We start from the raw sequence: 21,766 nt of genomic DNA, 5'->3' as shown, positions 1-21,766 counted from the left end.
TGTGGGGGAGTATGACCACCCCTGCGCTTCTCACGGTCACCTCCGGCACAGCCACGCTCTCCGGAACGTTCCGGGAACCACGCCTGGAGCTCAGCATCCACCCGCGGATCCCGCACCCCGTGGATCGCAGCATGCTCATGGTCGACTGGGTGAAGTCCGTCGGATCCCGCTGGGACCCGTCAACGCAGACCTGGACCGTGTTCGGGCTCAACAGTCTCACGCCCTCAGCGGTCCTCGCTGACGCCGGCGTCATCCTCGACTGGGAGAACCGGCCAGCAGATTTCGCTGCCGTGCAGACACTCGACGAGCTCGCGGTGCCGATCGCGAAACTCTCGCAAAACGGCCGCACCGTGATGGTCCGCCACCGACTCGCCGGCTACGACCTCACGAAAACGCTGATCGGCTCCGGCGCCGTCTGGGACAAAGACCGCCGCCTGTTTCACACCCACGTCGGGGACGTGCTGAAGGGTGGACTGGTGCGCGGAGGGGTGCACTGGCCGCAGGACGCCATCGACAGGGCATACGAGCTTGCCGCCCACGTCCCCGTCGACCCGAACCTCGCCTCACTGGCCGCCTACCTCGGCTCCGCTGTGAACCTGGACGGCATCCCGCCGGAGCATCTCGCAATGATCGGCACCCTGCCGGCAGACGGGCGGCCACTGTTCCCCTACCAGCAGGCGGGGACATTGGCCGTAGCCGCAGGACGCACCTGCCTGTTCGATGAACCGGGGGTCGGGAAGACCGCCACTGCTGCAGCCGCTGCACGGGTCCGTGGCGCCGAACGCATCATCATCGTCTGTCCACCGCTGCTCAACACCAACTGGGCGAACGAACTCGCCCTCGCCGGCGTCGTGAATGATCCCTCCGAAGTGTTCGTGTTCCGGCCCGGCCGGAAGGAGCCGAAGCTGCCTGACAAGGGGGTCGTCGTCATTGCCGACAGCATGCTCGCATCACGGCCGGAGACGGCGGCGCGGCTCGGAGAATGGCGAGCGGACTTCATGGCCTACGACGAGGCTCATAGATCGAAGACGATCGGATCCGCGCGTGGGGAAGCCGTCCTGAATCTCGGGATCACCGTCAAACACGCGCCAGTCGCGATCACGGGCACCCCGCTGTTCGGCTCACCCCACGAGCTCATCCCACTGCTGGAGCTCACACGGATGCTCGTGCCTGTCTTCGGCGGGCGGGCCCAGTTCCTCGATGACTTCTGCAAGCAGGACCAGTTCGGTGGCTGGCATGCGAAGAAGGCGGCGCTCCCCAGGCTCCGCGCGCTGTTGAAAGCCCATGTCTGGGTCCGGCGGCGGAAACGCGAAGTGCTCCCGCAGCTGCCGCCGAAGCGTCGCATGGAGATGCTGATCGACGTCCCACTGACCGAGTACCGGAAAGCTCACAAGGACGTCATCGCGAAAGTGCAGGCGTGGGTGACGTGGTTCGAGGATCACTACAAGCGGCTCCCAGACATCTCCGAGCAGGAGAACTACGCGAAGACGAGCGGCTTCGAACTCGTCTCACAGTTGCGCCGTGCTGCAGGGCTCGCCAAGCTCCATGCCCTCGGCGACGTCATCACCGAGCACATCCAAGCCACCGGGATCGAGGAGACACCAGAGGGGCGCACCTACAATCGTCCGCTGATCGTCTGGGGCCACCACCTGGACGTGCTTCACCCGATCGCCGACATGGTGGCCGAGAAGCTCGGCTCCGTGGCCATGATCGTCGGATCCACTACAGACAACGAACGCGACCAGATCGTGAAGCTGTTCCAAGCCGGTCGGATCCCGGTTCTGGTCGCCGGGATCACCAAGGCTGGAGTCGGGCTCACCCTGACCCGGTCATCTGATGCCCTGTTCGCGGAGCTCAGCTGGGTGCCGGCGGAAGTCCTCCAGGCCGAGGATCGCTGCATCCTGGAAGGGCAGATGGTCCAGACCCTGCGGGGGCCTGTCCCGATCGAAGATGTCGAGGTCGGCGACCGTGTGCTCACTCACCTTGGGAACTGGCAACGAGTGACCGACAAGTGGTCGCGGCCCGCCAAGTCTCGTACTCGTGACAAGCTCATCACGACTGTGAAGTCACGCTCAAGCTCAGAGCAGCTCGTGTGCACCTCTGACCACGAGGTGTGGACGCGTCGGCGTGGTGCCGTTGGATGGGTGCAAGCAGGTGACCTGCGGCCCGGCGACGAAGTCTGCACTCCGGTTCCCAAAGGCTCGGGCTTGCCCCGGATCAACATCGGTGCCGAGCACCGCCGTTGGGCAGCAGCGGACGTTGCCGACCGATCGTGCCGAACGTGTGAGAGCCCGGCGCTCGCGCGCGGCCTTTGCCCGCTTCATTACCGTCGCTGGGTGAGGACCTACCGTGCGGAGAACGGTCCCGAAGCGGTTCTGCCTCCATACGATCGGGCTCCGAACGGTCGATATGTGTCGATGCCTGAGTTCATTGACCTCGATCTCCCGATGATGGAGTTCCTCGGCTGGTACCTCGCGGAAGGATTCTCGTCTGTGCTGGGCGGCAAGGGCTCCTTCGTCTCACTGGCTTTCCACGAGGACGAGCGGGCCATCGCGAGTAGGATCGCGGACTTCCTCTCAAGCAGGTTCGGCATTAGCTCAACGACGCGCTCAGTGCCAGGTTCAAGGGGAATCGAGCTGCGCGCCTACGGGTATGAGCTCGCGAGCTGGCTCAAGGCGCAGTTCGGTCACGGCGCGCGTCACAAAGCGCTTCCTGAGTGGTTCAGTGATCTGGACGTTGACCAGGCTCGCGCGTTCTTTGAAGCCTATGTTCAAGGAGACGGGTACGAGCGACCGAACCATCGCGGCGGTACGCCGATCGTGTACTGGTCCTCCGCCTCACGCTCACTCCGAGACCAGGTGGCATTGATTGCATCCCGACTTGGATATCGGGTGTCGACGCGGTCCGCAGGTGCGCGGTCGCACCAGGTCATCCTGGGACACGAGACGTCATCGGTTGTGCAATGGATCGGCGAGGCTTCGCGAGTGGACGTAGCCGAAGGCCGTGCGATCTGGAAGCTTGTGACAGAAGTCTCAACGAGGTTCGCAAAGCACGGCGAGCGGGTATGGGATTTGACGGTGGAGGGGGATGCGTCGTACGTGGTTGGTTTTGTCGCCGTCCACAACTGCCATCGAGTTGGGACAACCAACCCTGCCTTGTACACCTCGCTTATCGCGAAGGGCACCCTCGACGAGCCGATCCAGAAGGTGCTGATCCGAAAGACCGCGGTTCTTGAGGCGGCGCTCGGCAACACGGACGATTCGGTGGCGGTCATGGCGGAATCTGACACATCCGGGCTGCAGGAGATCATGCTCGCCGTCATCGATCAGGCGATCAAGTCGCGTCAACGTTAGCGTTGTCCAACAGTTCGGCGCGAGATATGGCTCACTACGACATTGGAACTGCACGGGGCTCTCATCTGCGGGGCGGTCTCCTAGTTCTGGCGGAGGGTCAAGCACTTCGGGGTTGCTTGAGATCGTGGTGGTCAGCGGTCCGCAGAGTCGTCAGCTCAGGCTCACGTCTTCGGGAGAACGATCGTCAAGAGCACGGCAATCAGAGCGATCGCGATGCTAAGGAGTGGCAGCACGTCCTGACGTACAACCCTGAGGATACTCTCGCCGTGGAACGGCTGAAGGTACTCGCGAATGGCTGCGCTCTCCGCGGCCTCGGGCTCGAGCAGCATCTCCCTTCGCTTCTGTGTGCGCAGTTGATCGAGGAGATCCAGCCGATCGAGGACGACGAGTGCTACGACCTCGCGAAGGAAGACGACGTGCTCGTTCAGAGAGGGCTCCATGCCCCTGTAGCTTGCACCAGAGCTTGATGGCTTGCGGATCATGACGCTTTCGCAGATGTGAGCAACATCGTCGGCGAAGTCGGGACGGGCGCCGATGTTGACGGTCTTCTGTGTGAGGATGCGGAACACGGATCGTGCGACCTTGCCGGACGTGCGAATGATCGAGATAGTCGAAAAGCGTTTCAGCCCACTGTTTCCGGGCCTGCTTGCGCCCTCGAGCTCAACAACGTGGCGCGAGATTCGAGTCGCCGGCACAACGAGTGGCGTCAACCAATACAGCGCAGCCCCTCCGAAAACGAGTGCCCCGAACACCACGCCAACCCAGAGTCCAACTGGCTCTGACAGATCGTCAAGCATGCCAAGAATCCCGGCAACAACACTCGCGCAGAACGCCAGGAACGCCAGGACGACGGCGAGGCTCCCAGCGTAGTAGCCGATCGTTCGGAGCGCGCACGCCCGCGCATATGTCTTCAACGCTCGCTCCCGCTCCTGATGGGACAACGGCTGGTGACCCGCGCGATTGTCACGAGCATTCGCTCGTCCGGCCGCGTCGACCGCTTGAAGCACGGTGGCGTCGAGGGCGACGAAGAGAGCCCATCTCGACGACGGGTGAAAACGAGCGTGGCGCGTCGAATTGTTCATGGGTCGAAGAGTATCGACCAACTGATGCTCCGGCTGACGCGTTTCACACGTGTGTACCTCGGCGATGCGTGACAGCTTGGTTCATGACGTTCGCGGATGCGATTGGTGTCCCTGGCGTTTCAGGGAGACGTATCGTGCTGCTCAGAGCTACTCATCCACTCAGGTTCATGCTCGCCGCGAAAGGGTTCCAGACGTGAACCACTGCACAAGAGGCACCGCGAGAAGCACCGCCGTTTCTGCTTCTTCCTGGCTGGGCTTTCGGTAGCCGTTGCCCCCGTGCCGGCTCTCCTGACCCTGCCACAGCGCGCGAGCCATGCCAATCGCCAGACTGCCCCCTACGGTTTCTACCGGTAGATCCCAGCCGCCCTGATTCGACATGTCTGCGATCATCGTGCCCAAGGTTGCTCGTGAGTTCTTCGGCGCCACGACACTCACACCCGCCTGCTCCACAGCTTTGATTGCCTTCTCGTACGCCTCTTCGGGGTCCGGGTTTCGGCCAAACATCGCGTGCCAGGCCTCCGCGAGCAACAAGCCAGCTGATGACGTCGAACCGATGATTGCGGACACAGCGCCTGCAACGCCCTCGGGCACTCGTTTCACGAGCCCTCTACTCCCGTCTCGTTCACCAACGGTGAATTCGGAGCCCGCGAGGGCAAGAATGTCGTTGAGCTCATCGACCCGCCGCTGAGCATGCCAGGTTCCTGGCGGGAGCGAGTAAACAAGGTAATCGACGAACTCCAGCCAACCGTCAACACTGATGCTCGCCAGCACATCTCGAAAGTGCTGACGATTCCAGATCGACGCGATCGATACCTCCCTACGCGTCGCCATGTCGAAGTCTTCGAAGAGCTTGGAGAGGAGGTCTTGCCCAGTCGCCAGCTGAGGCATGGGTACGACGGATGGTCGTGGAACTCCGAACGTCAGCACTGTCTGCTGAACCCACCGAAGTAGCGGCGCTTCCAACCAGGCGGGGACTCCCGGGTAGAGAACATCAAGTTGAGTGGAGGGAGATGATGCTGGGCGCCATGACATAGGACTCATTCTGTCGGAGTCGCCGGGTGCCCGATTCGACAGCTGCCGCGCCGCTGCCGCGTGGGCCGGGGCGGCTCCATCGCGTCGGGGCGGTGAACCCCGCCCTGTACACCTCGCTCATCGCGAAGGGCACTCTCGATGAGCCGATCCAGAAGGTGTTGATTCGAAAGACCGCGGTCCTCGAGGCGGCGCTCGGGAACACGGACGACTCCGTGGCGGTCATGGCGGAATCCGACGCCTCCGGACTGCAGGAGATCATGCTCGCCGTCATCGATGAAGCGATCAGGACCCGCAGACGAGAGTAGGGATCCCGACAGGCGGTATCCCGATATCTTGCCGAATGTGGAGGTGATGTTCGTCAGCCGATAGCGACGAGGGTGCCTTCACGTACCTCGAAAGTGCGGTCGGCATGAGCCGCAGCCTGGGCCCTGTGCGTGATGAGGACGACGATTCGTGTCGCGAACTTGCGCTTGACGGCGGCGAGGAGTCTCTGCTCGGTTTCGGCGTCAAGGGCGCTTGTCGATTCATCGAGAATCAAAATGTCGGGATTCGCGAGCACAGCACGGGCTATCGCCACTCGCTGTCGTTGACCGCCAGACATCGTTGCGCCGCGTGGACCGACCTGCGTGTCCAGTCCGTCTGAGAGCGATGCAACGTACTCGGTGAGTTGCGCGATTTCCAGTGCTTCATCAAGCAGTTCTACTGTGTGAGTGTTGGATCCCCAGGTGATGTTGTCGCGGAGGGTCGAGTCGTGGATGAACGTGTCCTGTGCAACGAGTCTCACGCAGCTGGCGAGGGACTCGTATGTCAGCTCGCTGAGCTCGGTGTCGTTTACGCTTGCGCTCCCGCTGGATGGGGCAAGGAGGCCGGCGCAGAGCTTTGCCAGGGTGCTTTTGCCAACGCCGCTCGGACCTACGATGCTGACGAAGTCTCCGCGCTTCGCGGTAAGACTGACGTTCGTTAGGATCTCGCGGTCCTGTTGGTACGCGTAGCTCACGTTCGTGATCGTGAGTGACGTTACCTCTGTGTTGGTGAGTACGAGCGTCCGCTCGGACTCTGTCGGCAGCGCGAGCAGCTCGAAGACTCGGGAGAATAGTGCTCGGGACGTGATGATCTGGGTTGAGATGTTCAGGACGCCCATAGCTGGGCGCATGACAGAGAACTGCAGCGAGGCGAAGGCGACGAGCGTGCCGAGTGAAGCCTCGTCTGTGATGTTCAGGTAGCCGCCAAACCAGTAGATCCCTGCAGGAAGCGCAGCGAAGGCCAAGCTAATCAGCGCGAGCCGCCCGCCACCGACCAGCTGGAGTCTTGATTCCGCGGTCGTGAGGGCATCTGCGGTGGACGTGAACCGCTTGTCGATTTCCGAGCTCATGCCGGTGGCTCGGTTCAGCAGCATGCCGTCCGCGCTCAGGGCCTCTGCGACTTGACGGTCGATGTCCTCGTTGAGCTCCTGCACTCGGTACTGGACATCTTGGCGACGACGCCCCGTTGAACGTGCGACCCAGATGGCGAGGGCAATGGCGATGATGCTCCCGATTGCGAGTTGCCACGACATCACGAGCATCGCGACGATGGTCGCGACCGTCACTGCGACATTGGTGACGATTGCGACACCCGTTGTTGTCACGAGTGTTCGCATGCCGGCGACGTCGCTACTCAACCGTGCGCGAAGCGTCGATTCACCGCGTCGCATGAAGTAGGCGAGTTCAAGACGCTGGACGTGAGAAAACAGCTGGGCTCGCAGCTTCCCGACGACCCGTTCTCCGATGCGAGCGGATAGGACGGTCTGAGCAAGACTCGTGGCCTGAAGCAGCGCGGCGATTCCCACCATCGAGGCTGTGAGGACCGTGAGTAGAGGCAGGTCAGCGTCCGGGATCGCTTTGTTGATGATCTCCCGAATCAGGAGCGGCGGGCCGAGGCCGAGAACGGCGGAGAGAGAAGTCAGCAGGATCAGCAGGATGATGAGTTGCCGATGGGGAGAGAACAGGCCCCACACCTGCGTGACCGTGACCGGATAACGGGTGACCTGAGCCTTGTCTGACGAATCAGCGCGCGAGTAGCTCTCAGTCCCGGGTCGTTGTGCAGCTGTCATCGAGCATCAGTATCCCGCATCGCAACGGCGAGGTGTACGGACGGAGAGAATGTCGATGCGACCAGGTGTGGGGTTCGAGCTGGCATCAGGAGAACGTCGCCAGAGGCGAGCAGAGTCGATGTGGTGGGCGGTCCGAACTGGTCCGTTCGGAACGTGGAAGTATCGACAGCGCCGCCTTCGAGCGTGTTCCAGAGCTGCCATCCCTTGCTGCCGACTATCTGGATGATGACAGCGTCCAGAAGGTCGAAGTGTGCTGGGTAAGCCTGGCACAGTGGGCCCGACAAGAACAGGTTCACTTCAAACGAGGCATCCCGCGACATGGGAAATCTGTTCAGCTCGTCGCTCCACTGGGCCACATTAGTGATCATCATCGTCGCGCCAGCTGAGACAGCTCTTTCCAATGTCCCAGGATCGATGCGCCCCGCCTCAACGGGAAGATATTCATCTTGGGGAACCAGCTGGCGGTCTCGCGTGGTGAGCTCGAGGTTCTCACGCGGCGGATTCGCCGAGGATACGGCTTCGCATACCTGTGCCAAAGTCAGGGTCTCGCTCGTCGAGATGTGCTGGTCCACGTCGAAGGTGCGGGAATGGTCGAGTCGGGCGGCGAGCCGGACGACTTCTTCTGGATCGATGCCGAGATGTGCGAAGAAGCTCACTGGTCATCCTTGCCTGTAGATGTAGATGGTTTCGTCGATGAGGAAGTGCTGAACGGCGCTCTCCGCAGCGAACTCCTCGAGGAGAGCGGGGGTGCCGCAGATGGGCTGTCCCTTCACGTTCAAGCTGGTGTTGATGAGGACTCCGAGCCCGTCACGTTCGTCCATGATTCGCAGCGCTTCCCACAGAACAGGATTCCTGGATCGGGTGACCGTCTGCACACGTGCGAGTCCGTTGTCGTGTGTGACGGAGCCGAGGCGGTCCAATCCCTTCTTGACAGGCAATGCCAGAGACATGCTGGACAGATCAACGGTCGCGTGTGGGAGCTCGAAGATCGACTCCACTGACTCGAGCCGAACTACTGGCGCGAATGGTCGGAATGGCTCGCGGTGTTTCACCATCCGGTTCAGTCGTTCCGTGACGCCTTCAACCACCGGCGATGCGATGATGCTTCTGTTGCCCAACGCTCGTGGCCCGAACTCGAATCGTCCTCGGACGAGGCCAACGATGAGTCCTTCATCGCACCACTCAACCAGTTGGGCTGCGGCCTCGCCAACTTCCAGCGCTGAGGCTGTGCGGACGAAGAAGCGGTTGAGTGCCGTTGCGTCCATGCTTGCGCCGACGAGCGGGTTGCTGATCTCCAGGGCAGTTGCATCGAGGGGGGTGAGGCGAAGTGCCAACGCTGCACCAAGGGAGGTTCCTGCGTCTCCCGGTGCCGGGGGTACGTAGAAGGCATCGATCATAGGCATATCTGCGAGCTTGCCGTTGGCCACGCAGTTCTCCGCAACTCCGCCGCTGAAGACTAGTTGTCGCTTGCCTGTCAGTCTCAGAGCAAGCTCGGCGAGCTGGGTGACGATATCCTCCAGCCGCTCTTGGGCGGCCGCGGCAAGGTTACGATGCGAGGCGTCGATGGGGTCGCTGGCGGCACGTGGCGGGCAACTCTGGGAGATGAATTCGTCGGTGAACCCCGAGCGAACCCGTCGTACTCGAGTTGGAAGCAGTGTGGGGTCGATCCACAGCTCGTCATCTCGAAGTTGTATCAACTGGTTGACAAGGGAACGGTAAGGGACCGGGTCGCCGAGCGCGGCAAGGGCCATCACCGTCCCTTCCTCATCATTGGCCTTCCACCCCAGATGAGTTGTGATCGCACCATAGAAGTAGCCAACCGATGAATAGTCCGGGCCGGACCACGTCGCTTCCTTCCCGAGCACGCCATGGTTGCTGTCCCAGATCGAGGACGCCGTCACTTCGCCGACGCTGTCCAAGATCAGCACCGCCGCATCCTCGAAGCCGGATGCAGCGAAAGCGTACGCGGCATGCGCACGATGGTGCGGTATGCCCACCACGCGCGCGGTGGGGAAGAGCAGCTCAGCATGCGACAACCGGTCATCGAGGCGTCCACGCGCGGCTGAGAATGCGAGGTCACGCTGTTCTACAACACTGGCCGCAAAGCTGTCGTCGTGAACTGGCCTGCTGTAAGCGTCAGGGGAAAAGTTGAGAGCAACGTCCGTAACGTCATGGCTGTTCACTCCGCCCTTCGCGAGCAGGAACTGTATCGATTCCGTCGGCCACACTGCCGCGCGTTTTGGTCCGGCGAAGCGCTCCTCCTCGGCTGAGCCGATGTACTGACCCTGGACGAAGAGCGATGCAGACGAGTTCGGGGTGAAGGCGTTGAGCCCGAGGACGACGGTGCTCGATGGTGTACCGCTCATGACATGACCCATTCGCGGCGGTCCTCTGAAGGGAGGAGAAGAGCGTGAGCCAGCTCGCGGGCGTACGGGTCATCCCATGCAGAAGGGTCGATGCTCCCACGCGCGATCGCGCTGAGCCTGTCTGCACGTTCGGCACCCTCTGGATAGCTGACAGGCGTCGTTCGCGTCGCTGAAACGAATGCGCTCGCCAGCAATGCGTACCAATCGCCCGCAGCGGTGCGAGTCGCGGGCTCCCCGCTCAACAAAGCGGACGCGTACTCGGGAGCGAGGTAGTGGATGAGTCCGCCGCCATACGGGCTACCGTGCGAGCCGGCGACACCAAAATCGATCAACAGTGCCGAGTCATTGTCGAAGCGGACGTGCGTCGGCTGGAGGTCTCCGTGCACCCATCCTGCATCGTGGACCAGACTCAACTCCTGGGCGGCGAGCCTGAGATCGATGCGTCGCTGTGCTGCGTCGAGAGACGGCCCTTCAAACCATCGCGTGCTGATGCTCGTGCCATCTACCCACTTCAGGCAAATGGCTGCCGTGTCCTCTTCGGACGTGAAGGCAGTGACGCGATGGGAGTATCGGCTTCCCAGTGCTCCGAGCGCAGCAAATTCACTTTCGATCTCCTCAGTGCCAGCGTCTCCGGATACCTTCAGAATGTACTTCGATCCATCGTCGTATGTGAGGAGAAGCACGTAGCCCGAGCGCACGGAAACGACCCGGACGGTCGGCGTGTCGTTTCTGGGGAGAGACCGGTAGACGCAGATGCGCTGGAGTTCTGTGAACGACGGCCACGCCGTCGAAGGGAGTGCATGAGCGCTCATAGTTGACCTTTCAGTGCCGATGTCAGTTTGTTGAGGCTTGTGAGCCATCCCGTGCGGTCGGTCTGAGAGGGCCATTGATCCGCGTCGAGCAACTCCGTCGGTGCCGCCCGCTTCAGTGCCTCTGCTGCTTCTTGGAACCGAGGAGATGTTCGGAACTTCGAGTCGCGCGCCAATGCCGTTCTGAAGACGACGATAGTTGGCATGGTGTTCGAAGTACGTAGCCGATCTCCGGTTTTCACGGCGGAACCTGCAGGGATCAGCCCCATCGTGATGGCCTGTTCCGCTGCCAACACACGCACGCAAGAGAACAGTTGGTTGAGTTTGGCCGTGGGAGTCTCGCGCTCGAAGGAAAGAACGAGACAAGCTAGCCCTCTCGCCCGTTGCGGTAGCCCATCGTGGAATCCTTGGAACTGCTGAGTCGTGATCATGAGATCCCGAAATGTGTCCCACACTGCATCTGCTGACGATGACCCGTACTGAAGGGCGGACGCTTGGAGGCTGGGCTGAACAAACGGGCAGTAGCCCGTCAGCTCGGCGGCCTGGGCCCCGGCAGGGATGCGGAAGGTGACAGTGGCATCGTCGCCGCCTCGCCATGGCGCGAGCAACGATGGTGAAGGCGGCGACGATGCCATTGGTCACGCCATCTTGGGAAGGATTGGGCCGCAGTCCCAGGCGGTGACCACGACGTTCGTCGACAGGTACGCCTGGTAGCTGGCTTCGTCGACCGTACCGTCTGCGGCCGTGAACCAGATGGGGTCGAGCTGGCCGAACTTCTCGTGGTAGGCACCGACCCACTGGATGATCCCGTAGCCGTCACCAGGGGCATGCCCCATCGCCGTGTCGATCGACCCCTCGCTGAGGAACTTCTCGTACTCGGCCGGCTCATGGAGCAGGTCGTGCCAGACAGCGTCGACAGCTCCACTGAACATCTTGAACTGGTCGATGGTAGCGGGGTCGACGAGCTGGAAGAACTTCAGCAGCTCTGCCTTCCCCACCTCCCTCTGCGCTGTGGTGAGTTGCGCTGACTCTGCAACGATGTTGGTTTCCATCATTCCTCCTTGGTCCCGGCCGCCGCCCTGGCGGCCGGGGGTTTGGAGACTAGCAATGGTGACTCACCGTCGTTCTTGGCCTGTGAATAACTTCGGCCGTGCGTGCCGTCCAGGTCTTATCCAAAGAGGATGTCTTCCTCCTTGCCGCGGGAGATGGTGGTCGCCGTCATCGATGATGCGACCAAAATTCGTCCGAAGAAGCAGCTGTCGCCGTGTGCCTTTCATGGCTTCGCGAGGCTCACGATGAGCGCCGCGAGGGCGATCGCCAGCGTCAGAAGTGGAAGGACGTCTTGGCGGAGCACTCGAAGGCTCGTATCGCCGTGGAACGGCTGCAGATACTCGCGCAGAGCACGTGACTCGGTGGCGTCAGGGGCCAACAACACCTTCGTGCGCTTCTCGGTGCGCAGATAGGGCAGCAAGTCCATGCGATCGAGCACGACGAGCGCGACCACTTCTCGAAGGAATCTGACGTATTCGTCGATCTCTGCCTCCTGCCCCCTGTAACTCGCGCCCGGGCCGGCCGGCGTCGCCAGCAAGATGCTCTCGCTGATGCGAGCGATCTCATCGGCAAAATCGGGCCGCACGCCTACATTGATCGTCCGCTGGGTAAGCAATCGAAAGAGCGCACGAGCCGCCTTTCCAGAAACCTGCATGATGAGGGTGGTGCTCGCGCGGTTCAACCCGTTAGTGTCCGGTCTGCTCACACGTTCGAGTTCGCGGACATGACGCGAAAAGGTGGTGGCAGGATCCACACGAGCCACGATCAGATAGAGCCCAACCCCGGAGATCGCCGCGAAGATCGCGAATAGCATCAGGTACGGCACGGGCGCCTTGACGGACATCCTGAAGGTCGCATTGGAGAAATCCTCCGACGTGGATGCGACCTCGAACGCCAGCGATAGCAGCACGCTAAATATGGCCGACACCACCAAGTGGTATCCGATGTTTCGGAGGGCGATGTGCCACTTGTACGACCCCAGCGCTGCTTGAAGCGCCGCCTCGTTTTCTGGGGGTCGCACTGACCGGACCTCCCGCGCCTGTTTCATATCGGCTGATCGAACGGCATGGAGCACCCGAGAATCCAACGTCACAAATCGGTTCCATGACGGCGAGAGACGCAACTTCTTGTTCTTCTTCTCATCGGGCTTCTTCATGGCCTGACGGTATCGACTAGGTGTCAGCGTCCGCCACTGTGTGACATGCGGTGGCGATGAAGGTCTTCACGATCGCTGCGGCTCTGCAGGTTACCTAGGCACCTGTGCACACGCGGAGGTCGCAGCCGCCCTCATGTGCGTATGACCACGAGCGACATTCACGGCAACCTGCACAAGGACAGCGGCGTCGTCGGCGCGGGCCAGTTCAGCGAGAAGTTGAACTCGGCTCCCGCCGGCACTCTCACCAGGGAAGAGGTCCTGGAATCCAACGGCATCATCACCCGCACGGCGAAGGCGGTGGTCCGAGGCTTCCGCATCGATGCGAGCAACGCCGAGGACGTCGCCCAGGACGCGTGGGTCGATCTCCTCAAGCGGAAGAGTCGCACCAACCCACAGACGCGCCAGAAGGAAGACGTCACGCCGCGCGACCTGGTGAAGGACCCGAAGCTGCTGATGCTGATCACCCGCACGATCGCGAAGCGCGACTACACGCTCGGCGGTTTCGACGGGCTGCGTCATGAGGACTTCCGTGCCCGTCGGATGCTGCAGGAGGCAGAGGCGGAGTTCATCGCTCAGAGCGGCCGGAAGATGACCAGTGACGAGCGAGTGGCCGCTGCGAACGAGATCCGCCTGACGGCGTTCGCGCCGCAGCGCCGCCCGCGCGAGGACTTCCACGTCGAGTACAAGCGCGTCCCGATCGACATCTCGAGCGAGGACGGCGGGGAAACACTCGCAGACACGCTCGTCGCAGCGGAGCCCCTCGGCTTCGACGACCAGGAGGATGCAGCAGCGATGGCGCTCCACGAGGTGGAGAACGGCAACGCCCGCAAGCTCGATGTTCGTCGCGACGTCTGGAAGATCGTGTCGATCCGCAACGGTGCACCCCAGGTCGTGCCGCGAAGCGTCAGCGGCAACGCCGCTCGCGAGCACCGGAAGCTGGTCGACGCCGCTGGCGGGGCACACGCGCTCACTCAGAAGTGGCTTGACGGGCTCACGACCGATGCGCAGGAAGACGCGCTGTTCGCACCCTACGGCGAGCTGGATGACGCCGCCCGGGAGAAGGTCGCCGAGGTGCTCGATGACCACCCCGGCTTTGCTGACCACCTCTGGGGTGAGGCGCTGAAGGCGGCGTCGCGTCGCTGAGTCGGCGGTGCGACTGAGAGACCCATCGGTGGAAATCACCGACTAGAGCGAGAACCCGCCGCAGGGGTGGTGGGTGAGTGGAAGAGGGAGAGACCACATGGACTTCGTAGGCGCATGGAACCGGCTGTTCACGGCATTTCCGCCCGGTGTGCTGCTCGCAATGTCGGTCATCGGCGTGGCGATCGTCATCGTGTTCCTGGCCATCTGGGCCATCAAGGGTCGCAAGGGCAGCGGGATCAGCATGAAGGACTTCCCGTGGACGATGACGATCATCGGTGCGGCCCTCATGGGACCTCAGATTCTCGTCCCCGCTGTGCTGCTGCTGCTTCAGGCGCTCGTCATCATCGTTGTGGGGCTCATCACGTGGGGCACTGGCCTCATCGCCTGACGCAGCGCCATGCCGCACGTCTACAGCCTCACCCACCTGACTGGTGCTCGGAGGAACGAGGACCGGCGGACTGTCGTGTTCACATTCGAGGTCCGCCGGTACACGTTCATCGTGGTGATCATGTCGCTCCTGGCGTCGGCTTTCCCGACGCTGCTGGCGACCCTGATCCTCGGTCCCTTCGCGCTCGCCATGCCGGCCTTGTTCGTCGGCGCCGGCATCGTCCTGTGGGACACCCGACAGCGGTCAGGCCTGAAGCTCAAGAACTACCAGGCGATCCTCGACCGAAAGAAGGCCAAAATCGGCGTGCTGTATGCATCGGGGAACCCCATCGTGACGCCGGAGCTGGTGATGCACCAGATGGTCGTGATCCCTGCCCGCCCTGAATCGAGCGCACCTGTGGTGCCAGAAACCAGTCGGCGACGCCGTGGCGTCCACGCGAAGGAGCTGCTCGAGTGAACACGGCACGATCGACATCTGGTCGTCACCGGCGGACTCCGCTGCGTCTGCTGCTGGTCGCAGTCAGCCTGCTCGCTGGGCTGCTTGTGCTCGCGGGTGCATCGGCCACGCCAGCTATCGCTCAGACGGCGGCCGCCGGCACCACGACTCCGGCGGCCATCCAAGCGCCGGTGACCTCGCCATCGAGCTTCACATACGCCGCGGCACCGTCCCCACTGCTGCTCGCGCAAGCCCAGCACGCCCCGACACGCATCGACTTCGACACCCCGCCGAACAAGGAAGACGCGGAGAAAAGCATCTACGACTCGCAGTACCGGTCGATCAACCGGTGGGGAGATGCGACGACGAGTTTCTTCACTAAGTACGACGGGTTCGTTGGCACGCAGCTGATCGACCAGGCACAGCGCGGACTGAACCAGTCCCTGGCGATGTCAGTGGGCAACTTCTTCAGCAACGCCACGTCGAACTTCACCCAGTGGGCTGTGTCCTTCAGCGCCATCGACACTCTCGGCGCCAGCATCGACGACATCACCGGCCAGATTGTGCGCGCGCTGTTCACGATGGACGGTAGCGGGGGAGCGGTCGGCTCCGCGTTGATCACGGGGCTGATGCTGGTTCTCGTACTCATCATCATGTGGCAGTCCGCACGCAACGGCGGAGCCGTTGTCATGGCCAGGCGCCTGACCGCCCTCGTCCTTGTGTTCGCGATGCTGTTCGCTATGGCGAACGCCGCGCTCAGCGGCGGAGGAACGACAGACGAGAAGGGGTACCACCCCGTCATTCTCAGCCCCGGCTGGGTGGTCAAGTCCGTCAACGACACCGTCGGGTCGATCGCGAACGTGCCGGCGAGCCTCTTCGTCGACGGCATCCAGACGATCGGGGCGACCGAGAATGAGAAGGCAGGCAACAACCTCTCCTGCGCCAACTTCCAGGTGGCGATGAACACACGCCTGACGGAGCAGCAGGAATCCGCGACGAACGCCGGCAGCGGCGGACTGGTCGCGATCACCACGGTGATGGACCAGCTGTCAGAGTCGACAGGTTTGGAGACGTGGAAGAAGATCCAGACCGGGTTCAACAACCCCTTCGGTGAGAACGTCTACTGCCGCATCCTCGAAGAACGATCGACCGCCTCAACCCCGTTCTGGTCCGCATACCTCACCGGCGGCGGCGCAGGCACTGGCTGGATGCAGCCCGTGTTCAGCACGCACGTCGGGGAGAATGCGCCGTTCGCCCCGAACACCCCGAACAACACCGCTGCCACGTACGTGGCTTGGGCGGCGTGCACTCCTACCGAGGTGGTGGATGCGCAGATCCGGTGGAAGTGGACGGACGGGTGGGTCGGCTTCCAGGGAGGCGTGAACGGCATTGGTGGCGCACCCGAAGCAACGATGGACGCGGGGAACGCGGACGAGAACTGCAAGGCGTGGTGGAACGCGGTCTCAGTTGACGGGGCTGAGCAGAACATCCCCAACATCTTCGACATCAGCGGTGAGGCTGGATGGATTGACGACCGGACGAAGAACATCGAGGGTGCGGGCCGTGATCAGGTTCGTGACTTTCTGTACGCGTTGACCGGGGTGAACGCAACTGGCGGGGCAACCGCGACCGGCGCGTACGCCGTGAGCTCGTTCATGCAGTTCCTGGCGTTCGGCTCCCTCGACGTGGTTACTGTCATTGCGAAGCTGTTCAACTCGATGTTCACGTTCGCGATCTGGTTCGTTCTGCTCGGTGCTCTGTTCAGCCGGAACCCGTTCAAGGAACGGATCGTGAAGTCGTTCAACAAGTTCCTCGGCGTCACAGTGTTCGCGTCCATGATGACGGCGATCATGACATTCATCGTGATCTTCTCGCGCATCCTGATCGGCCTCGGCAACGGCATGTTCGGCCCAGGGTCCCTGTTCGGAATGCTCTGGGCAGGATTCGCCCCGATCACTGCCCTCATCCTGGTGCACCTCATGTTCACAAAGGTGTTCCGCATGCCGTCCCCCGTGACCGTCAGCGGCGTTCGTGCATGGTCGAAGGCCAGCGCCTCCGGCACGCTGGGCGCCGCGGCCGCCGGCGGTGTCGGCGCGGGCGTCGGTGCCGCGCTCACCAATCGTGCCCGTACTCTGGGCAACAAGGCTGGTGACGCTGCGAAGGCTCAGAGCAAGCGGGCAGGAAGCGCAGCGCTGTACAAGGCGACCGGAGGTCGATTCGGACAGACGCTCGCTCAGACGCGCCGGAGCGCCATGAACGCAGGCTCGAGTACCCGAGCTCGCGACGCTGAGGCCGACGCAGCGACCGACAAGCTCAAGCCTTTCGAGATCAAGCGGAAGGCAGCAGAGACCCGAAAGAAGGAGCTCGCCGAGGCGCGGGCATGGCATCAGGAGACGACCGGAGAGGCCGCGCCCGGCGACCTGCGGAACAACCTTCGTGAGCTCGGCGGTCATGTGCGCGACCGCGCCGTCGAGCGAACGCGTGAGCTCGCGAAGCAGACGCAGGACAAGATCGCCTCGTCGCCGATCGCGCGGGAGCTTCGGAGTCGTGAGGATTACCGGCACCGGGTGCGTCAGGCGCGGAAGCTGCAGGCGAATGCCGTGACTGATGAGGACCGCGAGAAGGCGGCGCGCGTGACCCAGGCCGTGCACGAGATTCGGCAGAGTCAGGCGAAGCGTGCCACGTCTGCTGTCCGACGTATCGCCGCGGTTGTTGATGCACCTGCTGCGGTCGCTGCTCGCGCGCGGCTGGGTGTCGAAGCCCGGACGGAGCGGGTGAGGGAAGGCGTTACCCGGCGGGCGGATGAGGTGTGGAACAGCCCGACTGTCATCTCCGCACGTCTGAACGGGGCACTTGCGGCAGACAATCTGCGCAGCACCGCGAAGACGGTCGCCGACTCGCGAGTTGCCAAGGTTACTGCGGTCGTCGCGCGTCACGGAGTCAAGTCCGTGCGCGTCGCAGCGAAGGGGGCTGAGGTCCTTGCTACGCGCTCCGCGAAGAATGCAGCCGTCATCGAGCAATATCGAGCCGCGATGGCCGTCCAGCGAGAGAAGGATGCCAAGGCCATCGGTGCGGCCACCGAGGGCGCGAAGGTCCAGCCCAGCCGGCGACGCCCGAGTCCGCCGCCGACGCGATCGATCACCTAGGAGGACCTCATGTCGCTGGTACAGTCGCAACAGCCTCGCCTGCCGGGCGGGGCCCCGGAAGGTGGGCGGTTCGCCTCTCGGGCCAATTCCGCACCCTCGGAGGGGCTGTTGACTGAGAGCGCTACTGGGAGCTTTGCGTTCCCGCCACGCAGCTTCGGATCCGCTCAAGAACTCATTGACTTCTTCGAGTCCGCCCCGATCTCTGACCGCATCCTGTCCAACGCTGATCACGCCTACCGGAAGTGGCGTGAAGACCAGATCAACGAGGAAGTGCGCGCCGCCTACGACGTCTACGGCAACGACCCGAAGATCGTTGCCGGCGCGCGCGAGAACCCCATCAACAGCGAGCGAGAAGCACGAATCTTCGTCAACAAGGTGCGACGCGAGGCCGATGCGAAACGGCCCGTCCGGGTCATCGACCAGCACCGTCTCCGCAACGTACTCCGAGCACACCAGATCTGGGCGTACTCTGGCACACTCCCGACCGAGGACGAGGAACGCGAGGTCCTGGAGTACAAGACACAGGGGAGCGACTTCACGATCGTGCAGGTCGTTGAGAGCAACTCGACGCGCGAGTGGCTGGAGCGTGCGCTCACCGACTCGGACCTCGCCGCCGTCGATGCGATGAACCGTGTCGCTCAGGCCCTCGAAGAACAAGCGGGACCTTGAGGTTCACAGCAGCCGCCTGAGTCCCATTAGCCTGGTGTCGCAAAACGCGTGCGCACCGCGCATGTACTGGGGAACAGAGGGGTATCGACATGACCAAGTTCATCAAAGTCGCAAGAGTGGCGGCGGGAGTGCTCGTCAGCGCGTCGGTAGTCGCTGCGCTGGCTGGTTGCGCATCTTCAGCTGAGCATGAAGACCTTGCCATCCGAGCGTTCCAAGCTGATGCGGCGCACGACTCGGACGGCTGGAAGACCCTCTTCTGCGATGGCGCGCAGAACAACTTCCTCAGCACAACAGCCGTTGAAGTCCCGCGAGAATCCATCACCGTTGTCGGCTCAGAAGACGTCGCTTGGTCGAGCCCGAGCGGTGACCGAAAAGCAGACGCCTACGATGTGACGCTGCAATTCAAGTTCGATGGCAAGGCTTATGAGAGCCACGTGTTTGTCAGCAAAGCGGACGACTGCGCCCTCGACGCGCCAACTTCAACGGTGCTCTAGAAGATGGAGATCCAGGTCTCAGGCCCGCGATTCAGGTGGCGAACGACGGCGGCGCATGTTCGTGCGTGGGTGCCGGCGGACCCTGACGTCGAGGATGGTCATGTCCGGCATCCGGACCATGACGATCAACGTTGGGCGCTCATCGCCGACATAGTGGCTCGTGTCGGCGATGCCCTCGCGGCAGGGAACTGGGACACGGACGAAGGCTATCCGGGGCAGGGCTTCGTGACCGTCGACGGTTACCCTGGCGACCTGACGAGCACGGAGCAAGAAATCGTATCGGGGTGGTTCGGGATCGCGGAGCCTGTTCGGTTCGACCCCTGGTTCGAGCCACTGACCAGCGGTCGCCATCGCCTCTGGGGCACGATGCCTCACTTCGGCACCCGACTCGTTCCCATCAAGAGCGACGTGCTCGACTACGTGACCCCGGAATCGGTCCCGCTTCTCGGCAAGGACTGGCATCAGATGTACGTAGCGAATGTCGAGGAGCTCGACTCACTCCCTTGGTTCGATGCCCGCGATCCACTGAACGTCGCCTTTCGTTCGGCGCTGGTGACCGCGGCGTCCCGGCAGTTCCCCTCACCGCAGTGAGCGTCCTATGAGACGCAGCACCTAACGAACGGCAGGACAGTGCGGAGGGAACAGAGTGACGCGCGCTGGGCTTTGGCGAGGCTCCGGACACCTCTCCGCCCAGCAAGCTCCTGAGAGATCATGATCCTCGGTACCTGCACTTCGCTTGTGGCTTCGGGGTACCGGAATGAGAATCGACCTCGTTCGGGCTCCCCTGGTTGATGGTCCCTCACATGAGATTCATGGCCTAGTCACACGTCGACAGTCACCGTCAAGGCGTCGCGTACCCACTACAGGTGCGCTCAAAGGGGCTCCAAGCGAAATTCACCTCTCGAGTGGCAGTCACATTGCGCAATAGCCACAATCGCTTCTGTGTAGAGCACATAATGCATGGTGCATGTTGTGAGAATGTCCTCACGCATTGTTCACGGACGTATCCAGAACCCTAGAGGTTCTCCTGCGAACTCTGCGGGCTGACGGCCTGAACTTCGTTCTCACGTTGCGCTGAGCAATGAAAAGCGGAGCGGACCGGCTCTTGAGGATTTGGGGGCCGAGCGTATATTCATCAGCCCCACAGAGTTGTGGGTCTGAACGGAGGAATCATGTCAAATGAAAATTCCGACGCCAGGGGGACTCACCGCATGCGTAAGCGGGTGGTTCTCACGGCCCTCGGACTCGGAGTCGGAGGCGCGCTCATTGGCGGAGTTGCCATGGCGAGCGCAGAAAGCCCTGCACAGGCAAGCGACTACAAGATGGGTTTGCTCACGGCCCCTGCGTCAGAGCAGGACGCGTTGCCCGCAACCATCTTGGAGTCACAAGATGGCCTGAACCTCGACAGCGTGAGGTTCGTCGCAAGCGATGGCAACGCCTCCTACTGGGCGGGCCTCAACGAGAAGGGGGATCTCTGCCTTCTCGCCCAGATCGGAGACAAGGAGTGGGTGGCGGGAGTTTCCTGCACCACTGCAACAATGTTCCTCGCTCACGGGACTGGCCTGCGTCTCTATGGCCCGGAAGGGCTGAGCGAAGCGTATCTCGTACCGGACGGAGCCGCCGTGGAGGCCCCGGTCAGCGCGGTCGCGGCCAACCTGTACGTCGGGGATCCATACGCGTCTGCGGACCGGCGGGCCGCAGCGCTCGATCGCGTGCTCTCGTCGGGCGATGGGGAATTCACTCTTCAGGTGTTCCCCGATGCGTTCACGACCGAGGTGCCGAAATGAAGCTCGCGACGGCGGCGGCGGGAATCGCTGCCGCGAGCGTTGTCGCGGTGATCTGCACGGCTCCCCTCGCGGCGCTCGCCTCGGGGCACACCTTCTGGGATGGCCTGTCTGACACGTACCAGCCGAAGTACAGCGGCACCGTCACCCATTCAGGAGTCAAGATCGGAGGCAACATCGGTATCCAGATGGTCACCTACGCACAGTCGGTGACTCAATATGGCGTGTACGCGTCCGCGACCGGGAACGGTACTGGCGCAGAGGTGTGGCACTCCTCAGTGACCATCGACTCCAGGTGCTTCTACACGCCGTGGGAGGACGCCGCTGCTGACAATGCATGGACCGTCTGCAGTTGGTGGGACTGATCATGAAGAAGTCAATAGGAAAGATCGCGGCCGCAACGGCTGCTGCCTTCCTCATCGCAACCGCGGCGGCGGCTCCAGCATTCGCCTACTCGACGAACAAGTTCTTGGACGGTCCAATCCCGCCGAACTCAGTCGCGTCCGAGAGCTCTTGGCGTACCGAAGTTGGAGGCGACATGAACATCGTCCTCGCCACAGGGATGGGGCTGGCGTACGGAACGTCATACGTCGCCAACGACACCGCGGCCGGAGCGCACTTCCAAGCTCAAGCGAACGGAATGGGTGTCTCGCTGTCGCACAGCGCGACGGTGAACACATGGGCGTCGTGCTGGTGGCAGGAAATCTACGGTGGGAACGGAGGAAACGCCGCAACTGCGCAGTGCTACTCCAGATGGCAGTAGCCAC

Annotated in this window: 21 protein-coding genes; 12 read left to right on the top strand and 9 right to left on the bottom strand. The window is 62.6% G+C overall.

Annotation, left to right across the window (positions count from 1 at the left end; all coding sequences use genetic code 11):
- The first annotated feature begins 11 nt into the window (after positions 1 to 11).
- A complete protein-coding gene (locus ABTV68_RS11945) occupies positions 12 to 3,353 on the top strand; it encodes an SNF2-related protein (protein ID WP_433673903.1) in 3,342 nt (1,113 codons plus the stop codon).
- 161 nt (positions 3,354 to 3,514) lie between these two features.
- Here ABTV68_RS11945 and ABTV68_RS11940 read toward each other — a convergent pair whose 3' ends face one another.
- Both ABTV68_RS11940 and ABTV68_RS11935 read right to left on the bottom strand, forming a co-directional pair.
- Positions 3,515 to 4,435, bottom strand: a complete 921-nt coding sequence (locus ABTV68_RS11940) for a hypothetical protein (RefSeq protein ID WP_433673902.1) — start codon at positions 4,433 to 4,435, stop codon at positions 3,515 to 3,517.
- A gap of 165 nt (positions 4,436 to 4,600) precedes the next feature.
- Positions 4,601 to 5,323, bottom strand: coding sequence for a hypothetical protein (locus tag ABTV68_RS11935; RefSeq protein WP_433673901.1), 723 nt, complete (start codon positions 5,321 to 5,323; stop codon positions 4,601 to 4,603).
- Between the two features lie 170 nt (positions 5,324 to 5,493).
- Between ABTV68_RS11935 and ABTV68_RS11930 the strand changes: the two genes are divergently transcribed.
- Positions 5,494 to 5,772, top strand: coding sequence for a hypothetical protein (locus ABTV68_RS11930; protein ID WP_433673900.1), 279 nt, complete (start codon positions 5,494 to 5,496; stop codon positions 5,770 to 5,772).
- Positions 5,773 to 5,825: 53 nt separating this feature from the next.
- Here ABTV68_RS11930 and ABTV68_RS11925 read toward each other — a convergent pair whose 3' ends face one another.
- The 7 genes from ABTV68_RS11925 to ABTV68_RS11895 all read right to left on the bottom strand — a co-directional run bounded on the left by ABTV68_RS11925 (position 5,826) and on the right by ABTV68_RS11895 (position 12,940).
- Entirely contained in the window at positions 5,826 to 7,463 is a 1,638-nt protein-coding gene (locus ABTV68_RS11925) for an ABC transporter ATP-binding protein (protein WP_433673898.1), read from the bottom strand.
- A gap of 92 nt (positions 7,464 to 7,555) precedes the next feature.
- Entirely contained in the window at positions 7,556 to 8,215 is a 660-nt protein-coding gene (locus tag ABTV68_RS11920; protein WP_433673897.1) for a JmjC domain-containing protein, read from the bottom strand.
- Positions 8,216 to 8,218: 3 nt separating this feature from the next.
- On the bottom strand, positions 8,219 to 9,925 hold the full coding sequence (locus tag ABTV68_RS11915) for a carbamoyltransferase C-terminal domain-containing protein (protein ID WP_433673896.1): 1,707 nt from the start codon (positions 9,923 to 9,925) through the stop codon (positions 8,219 to 8,221).
- The gene (locus ABTV68_RS11910; RefSeq protein WP_433673895.1) at positions 9,922 to 10,737 is read right to left on the bottom strand and encodes a hypothetical protein; all 816 of its coding nucleotides are present in this window, start codon (positions 10,735 to 10,737) and stop codon (positions 9,922 to 9,924) included. The genes ABTV68_RS11915 and ABTV68_RS11910 overlap by 4 nt, the downstream gene beginning before the upstream one ends.
- The gene (locus tag ABTV68_RS11905; protein ID WP_433673894.1) at positions 10,734 to 11,369 is read right to left on the bottom strand and encodes a hypothetical protein; all 636 of its coding nucleotides are present in this window, start codon (positions 11,367 to 11,369) and stop codon (positions 10,734 to 10,736) included. The genes ABTV68_RS11910 and ABTV68_RS11905 overlap by 4 nt, the downstream gene beginning before the upstream one ends.
- Before the next feature lie 3 nt (positions 11,370 to 11,372).
- Positions 11,373 to 11,786 carry a hypothetical protein gene (locus ABTV68_RS11900; RefSeq protein WP_433673893.1) on the bottom strand — a complete coding sequence of 138 codons (414 nt, stop codon included), beginning with the start codon at positions 11,784 to 11,786 and terminating at the stop codon, positions 11,373 to 11,375.
- 221 nt (positions 11,787 to 12,007) lie between these two features.
- Entirely contained in the window at positions 12,008 to 12,940 is a 933-nt protein-coding gene (locus ABTV68_RS11895) for a hypothetical protein (RefSeq protein WP_433673892.1), read from the bottom strand.
- Between the two features lie 141 nt (positions 12,941 to 13,081).
- On the opposite strand from ABTV68_RS11895, the gene ABTV68_RS11890 reads away from it, so the two are divergent.
- The 10 genes from ABTV68_RS11890 to ABTV68_RS11845 all read left to right on the top strand — a co-directional run bounded on the left by ABTV68_RS11890 (position 13,082) and on the right by ABTV68_RS11845 (position 21,762).
- Positions 13,082 to 14,083 carry a hypothetical protein gene (locus ABTV68_RS11890; RefSeq protein WP_433673891.1) on the top strand — a complete coding sequence of 334 codons (1,002 nt, stop codon included), beginning with the start codon at positions 13,082 to 13,084 and terminating at the stop codon, positions 14,081 to 14,083.
- 97 nt (positions 14,084 to 14,180) lie between these two features.
- Complete coding sequence (locus ABTV68_RS11885) at positions 14,181 to 14,471, top strand: hypothetical protein (protein WP_433673890.1); 291 nt, start codon at positions 14,181 to 14,183, stop codon at positions 14,469 to 14,471.
- A gap of 111 nt (positions 14,472 to 14,582) precedes the next feature.
- Complete coding sequence (locus ABTV68_RS11880) at positions 14,583 to 14,927, top strand: hypothetical protein (protein WP_433673889.1); 345 nt, start codon at positions 14,583 to 14,585, stop codon at positions 14,925 to 14,927.
- Positions 14,924 to 18,052 carry a hypothetical protein gene (locus ABTV68_RS11875; protein WP_433673888.1) on the top strand — a complete coding sequence of 1,043 codons (3,129 nt, stop codon included), beginning with the start codon at positions 14,924 to 14,926 and terminating at the stop codon, positions 18,050 to 18,052. The genes ABTV68_RS11880 and ABTV68_RS11875 overlap by 4 nt, the downstream gene beginning before the upstream one ends.
- 108 nt (positions 18,053 to 18,160) lie before the next feature.
- Positions 18,161 to 18,721, top strand: coding sequence for a hypothetical protein (locus ABTV68_RS11870; RefSeq protein WP_433673887.1), 561 nt, complete (start codon positions 18,161 to 18,163; stop codon positions 18,719 to 18,721).
- A gap of 89 nt (positions 18,722 to 18,810) precedes the next feature.
- Positions 18,811 to 19,215 carry a hypothetical protein gene (locus ABTV68_RS11865; protein WP_433673886.1) on the top strand — a complete coding sequence of 135 codons (405 nt, stop codon included), beginning with the start codon at positions 18,811 to 18,813 and terminating at the stop codon, positions 19,213 to 19,215.
- Between the two features lie 69 nt (positions 19,216 to 19,284).
- Complete coding sequence (locus ABTV68_RS11860) at positions 19,285 to 19,806, top strand: hypothetical protein (RefSeq protein WP_433673885.1); 522 nt, start codon at positions 19,285 to 19,287, stop codon at positions 19,804 to 19,806.
- A 689-nt stretch (positions 19,807 to 20,495) separates the two neighbouring features.
- Complete coding sequence (locus ABTV68_RS11855; protein WP_433673884.1) at positions 20,496 to 21,002, top strand: hypothetical protein; 507 nt, start codon at positions 20,496 to 20,498, stop codon at positions 21,000 to 21,002.
- Entirely contained in the window at positions 20,999 to 21,364 is a 366-nt protein-coding gene (locus ABTV68_RS11850; protein WP_433673883.1) for a hypothetical protein, read from the top strand. Before ABTV68_RS11855 ends, ABTV68_RS11850 begins: the two co-directional genes overlap by 4 nt.
- A gap of 2 nt (positions 21,365 to 21,366) precedes the next feature.
- Positions 21,367 to 21,762, top strand: a complete 396-nt coding sequence (locus ABTV68_RS11845; RefSeq protein WP_433673882.1) for a hypothetical protein — start codon at positions 21,367 to 21,369, stop codon at positions 21,760 to 21,762.
- Positions 21,763 to 21,766: the final 4 nt, after the last annotated feature.

The sequence above is a fragment of the Microbacterium gorillae genome (genome assembly GCF_050990725.1).
Lineage (GTDB): Bacteria > Actinomycetota > Actinomycetes > Actinomycetales > Microbacteriaceae > Microbacterium > Microbacterium gorillae_A.
Note: the sequence above shows the minus strand (reverse complement) of the source record. Positions and strands in the feature narration are given on the sequence as shown.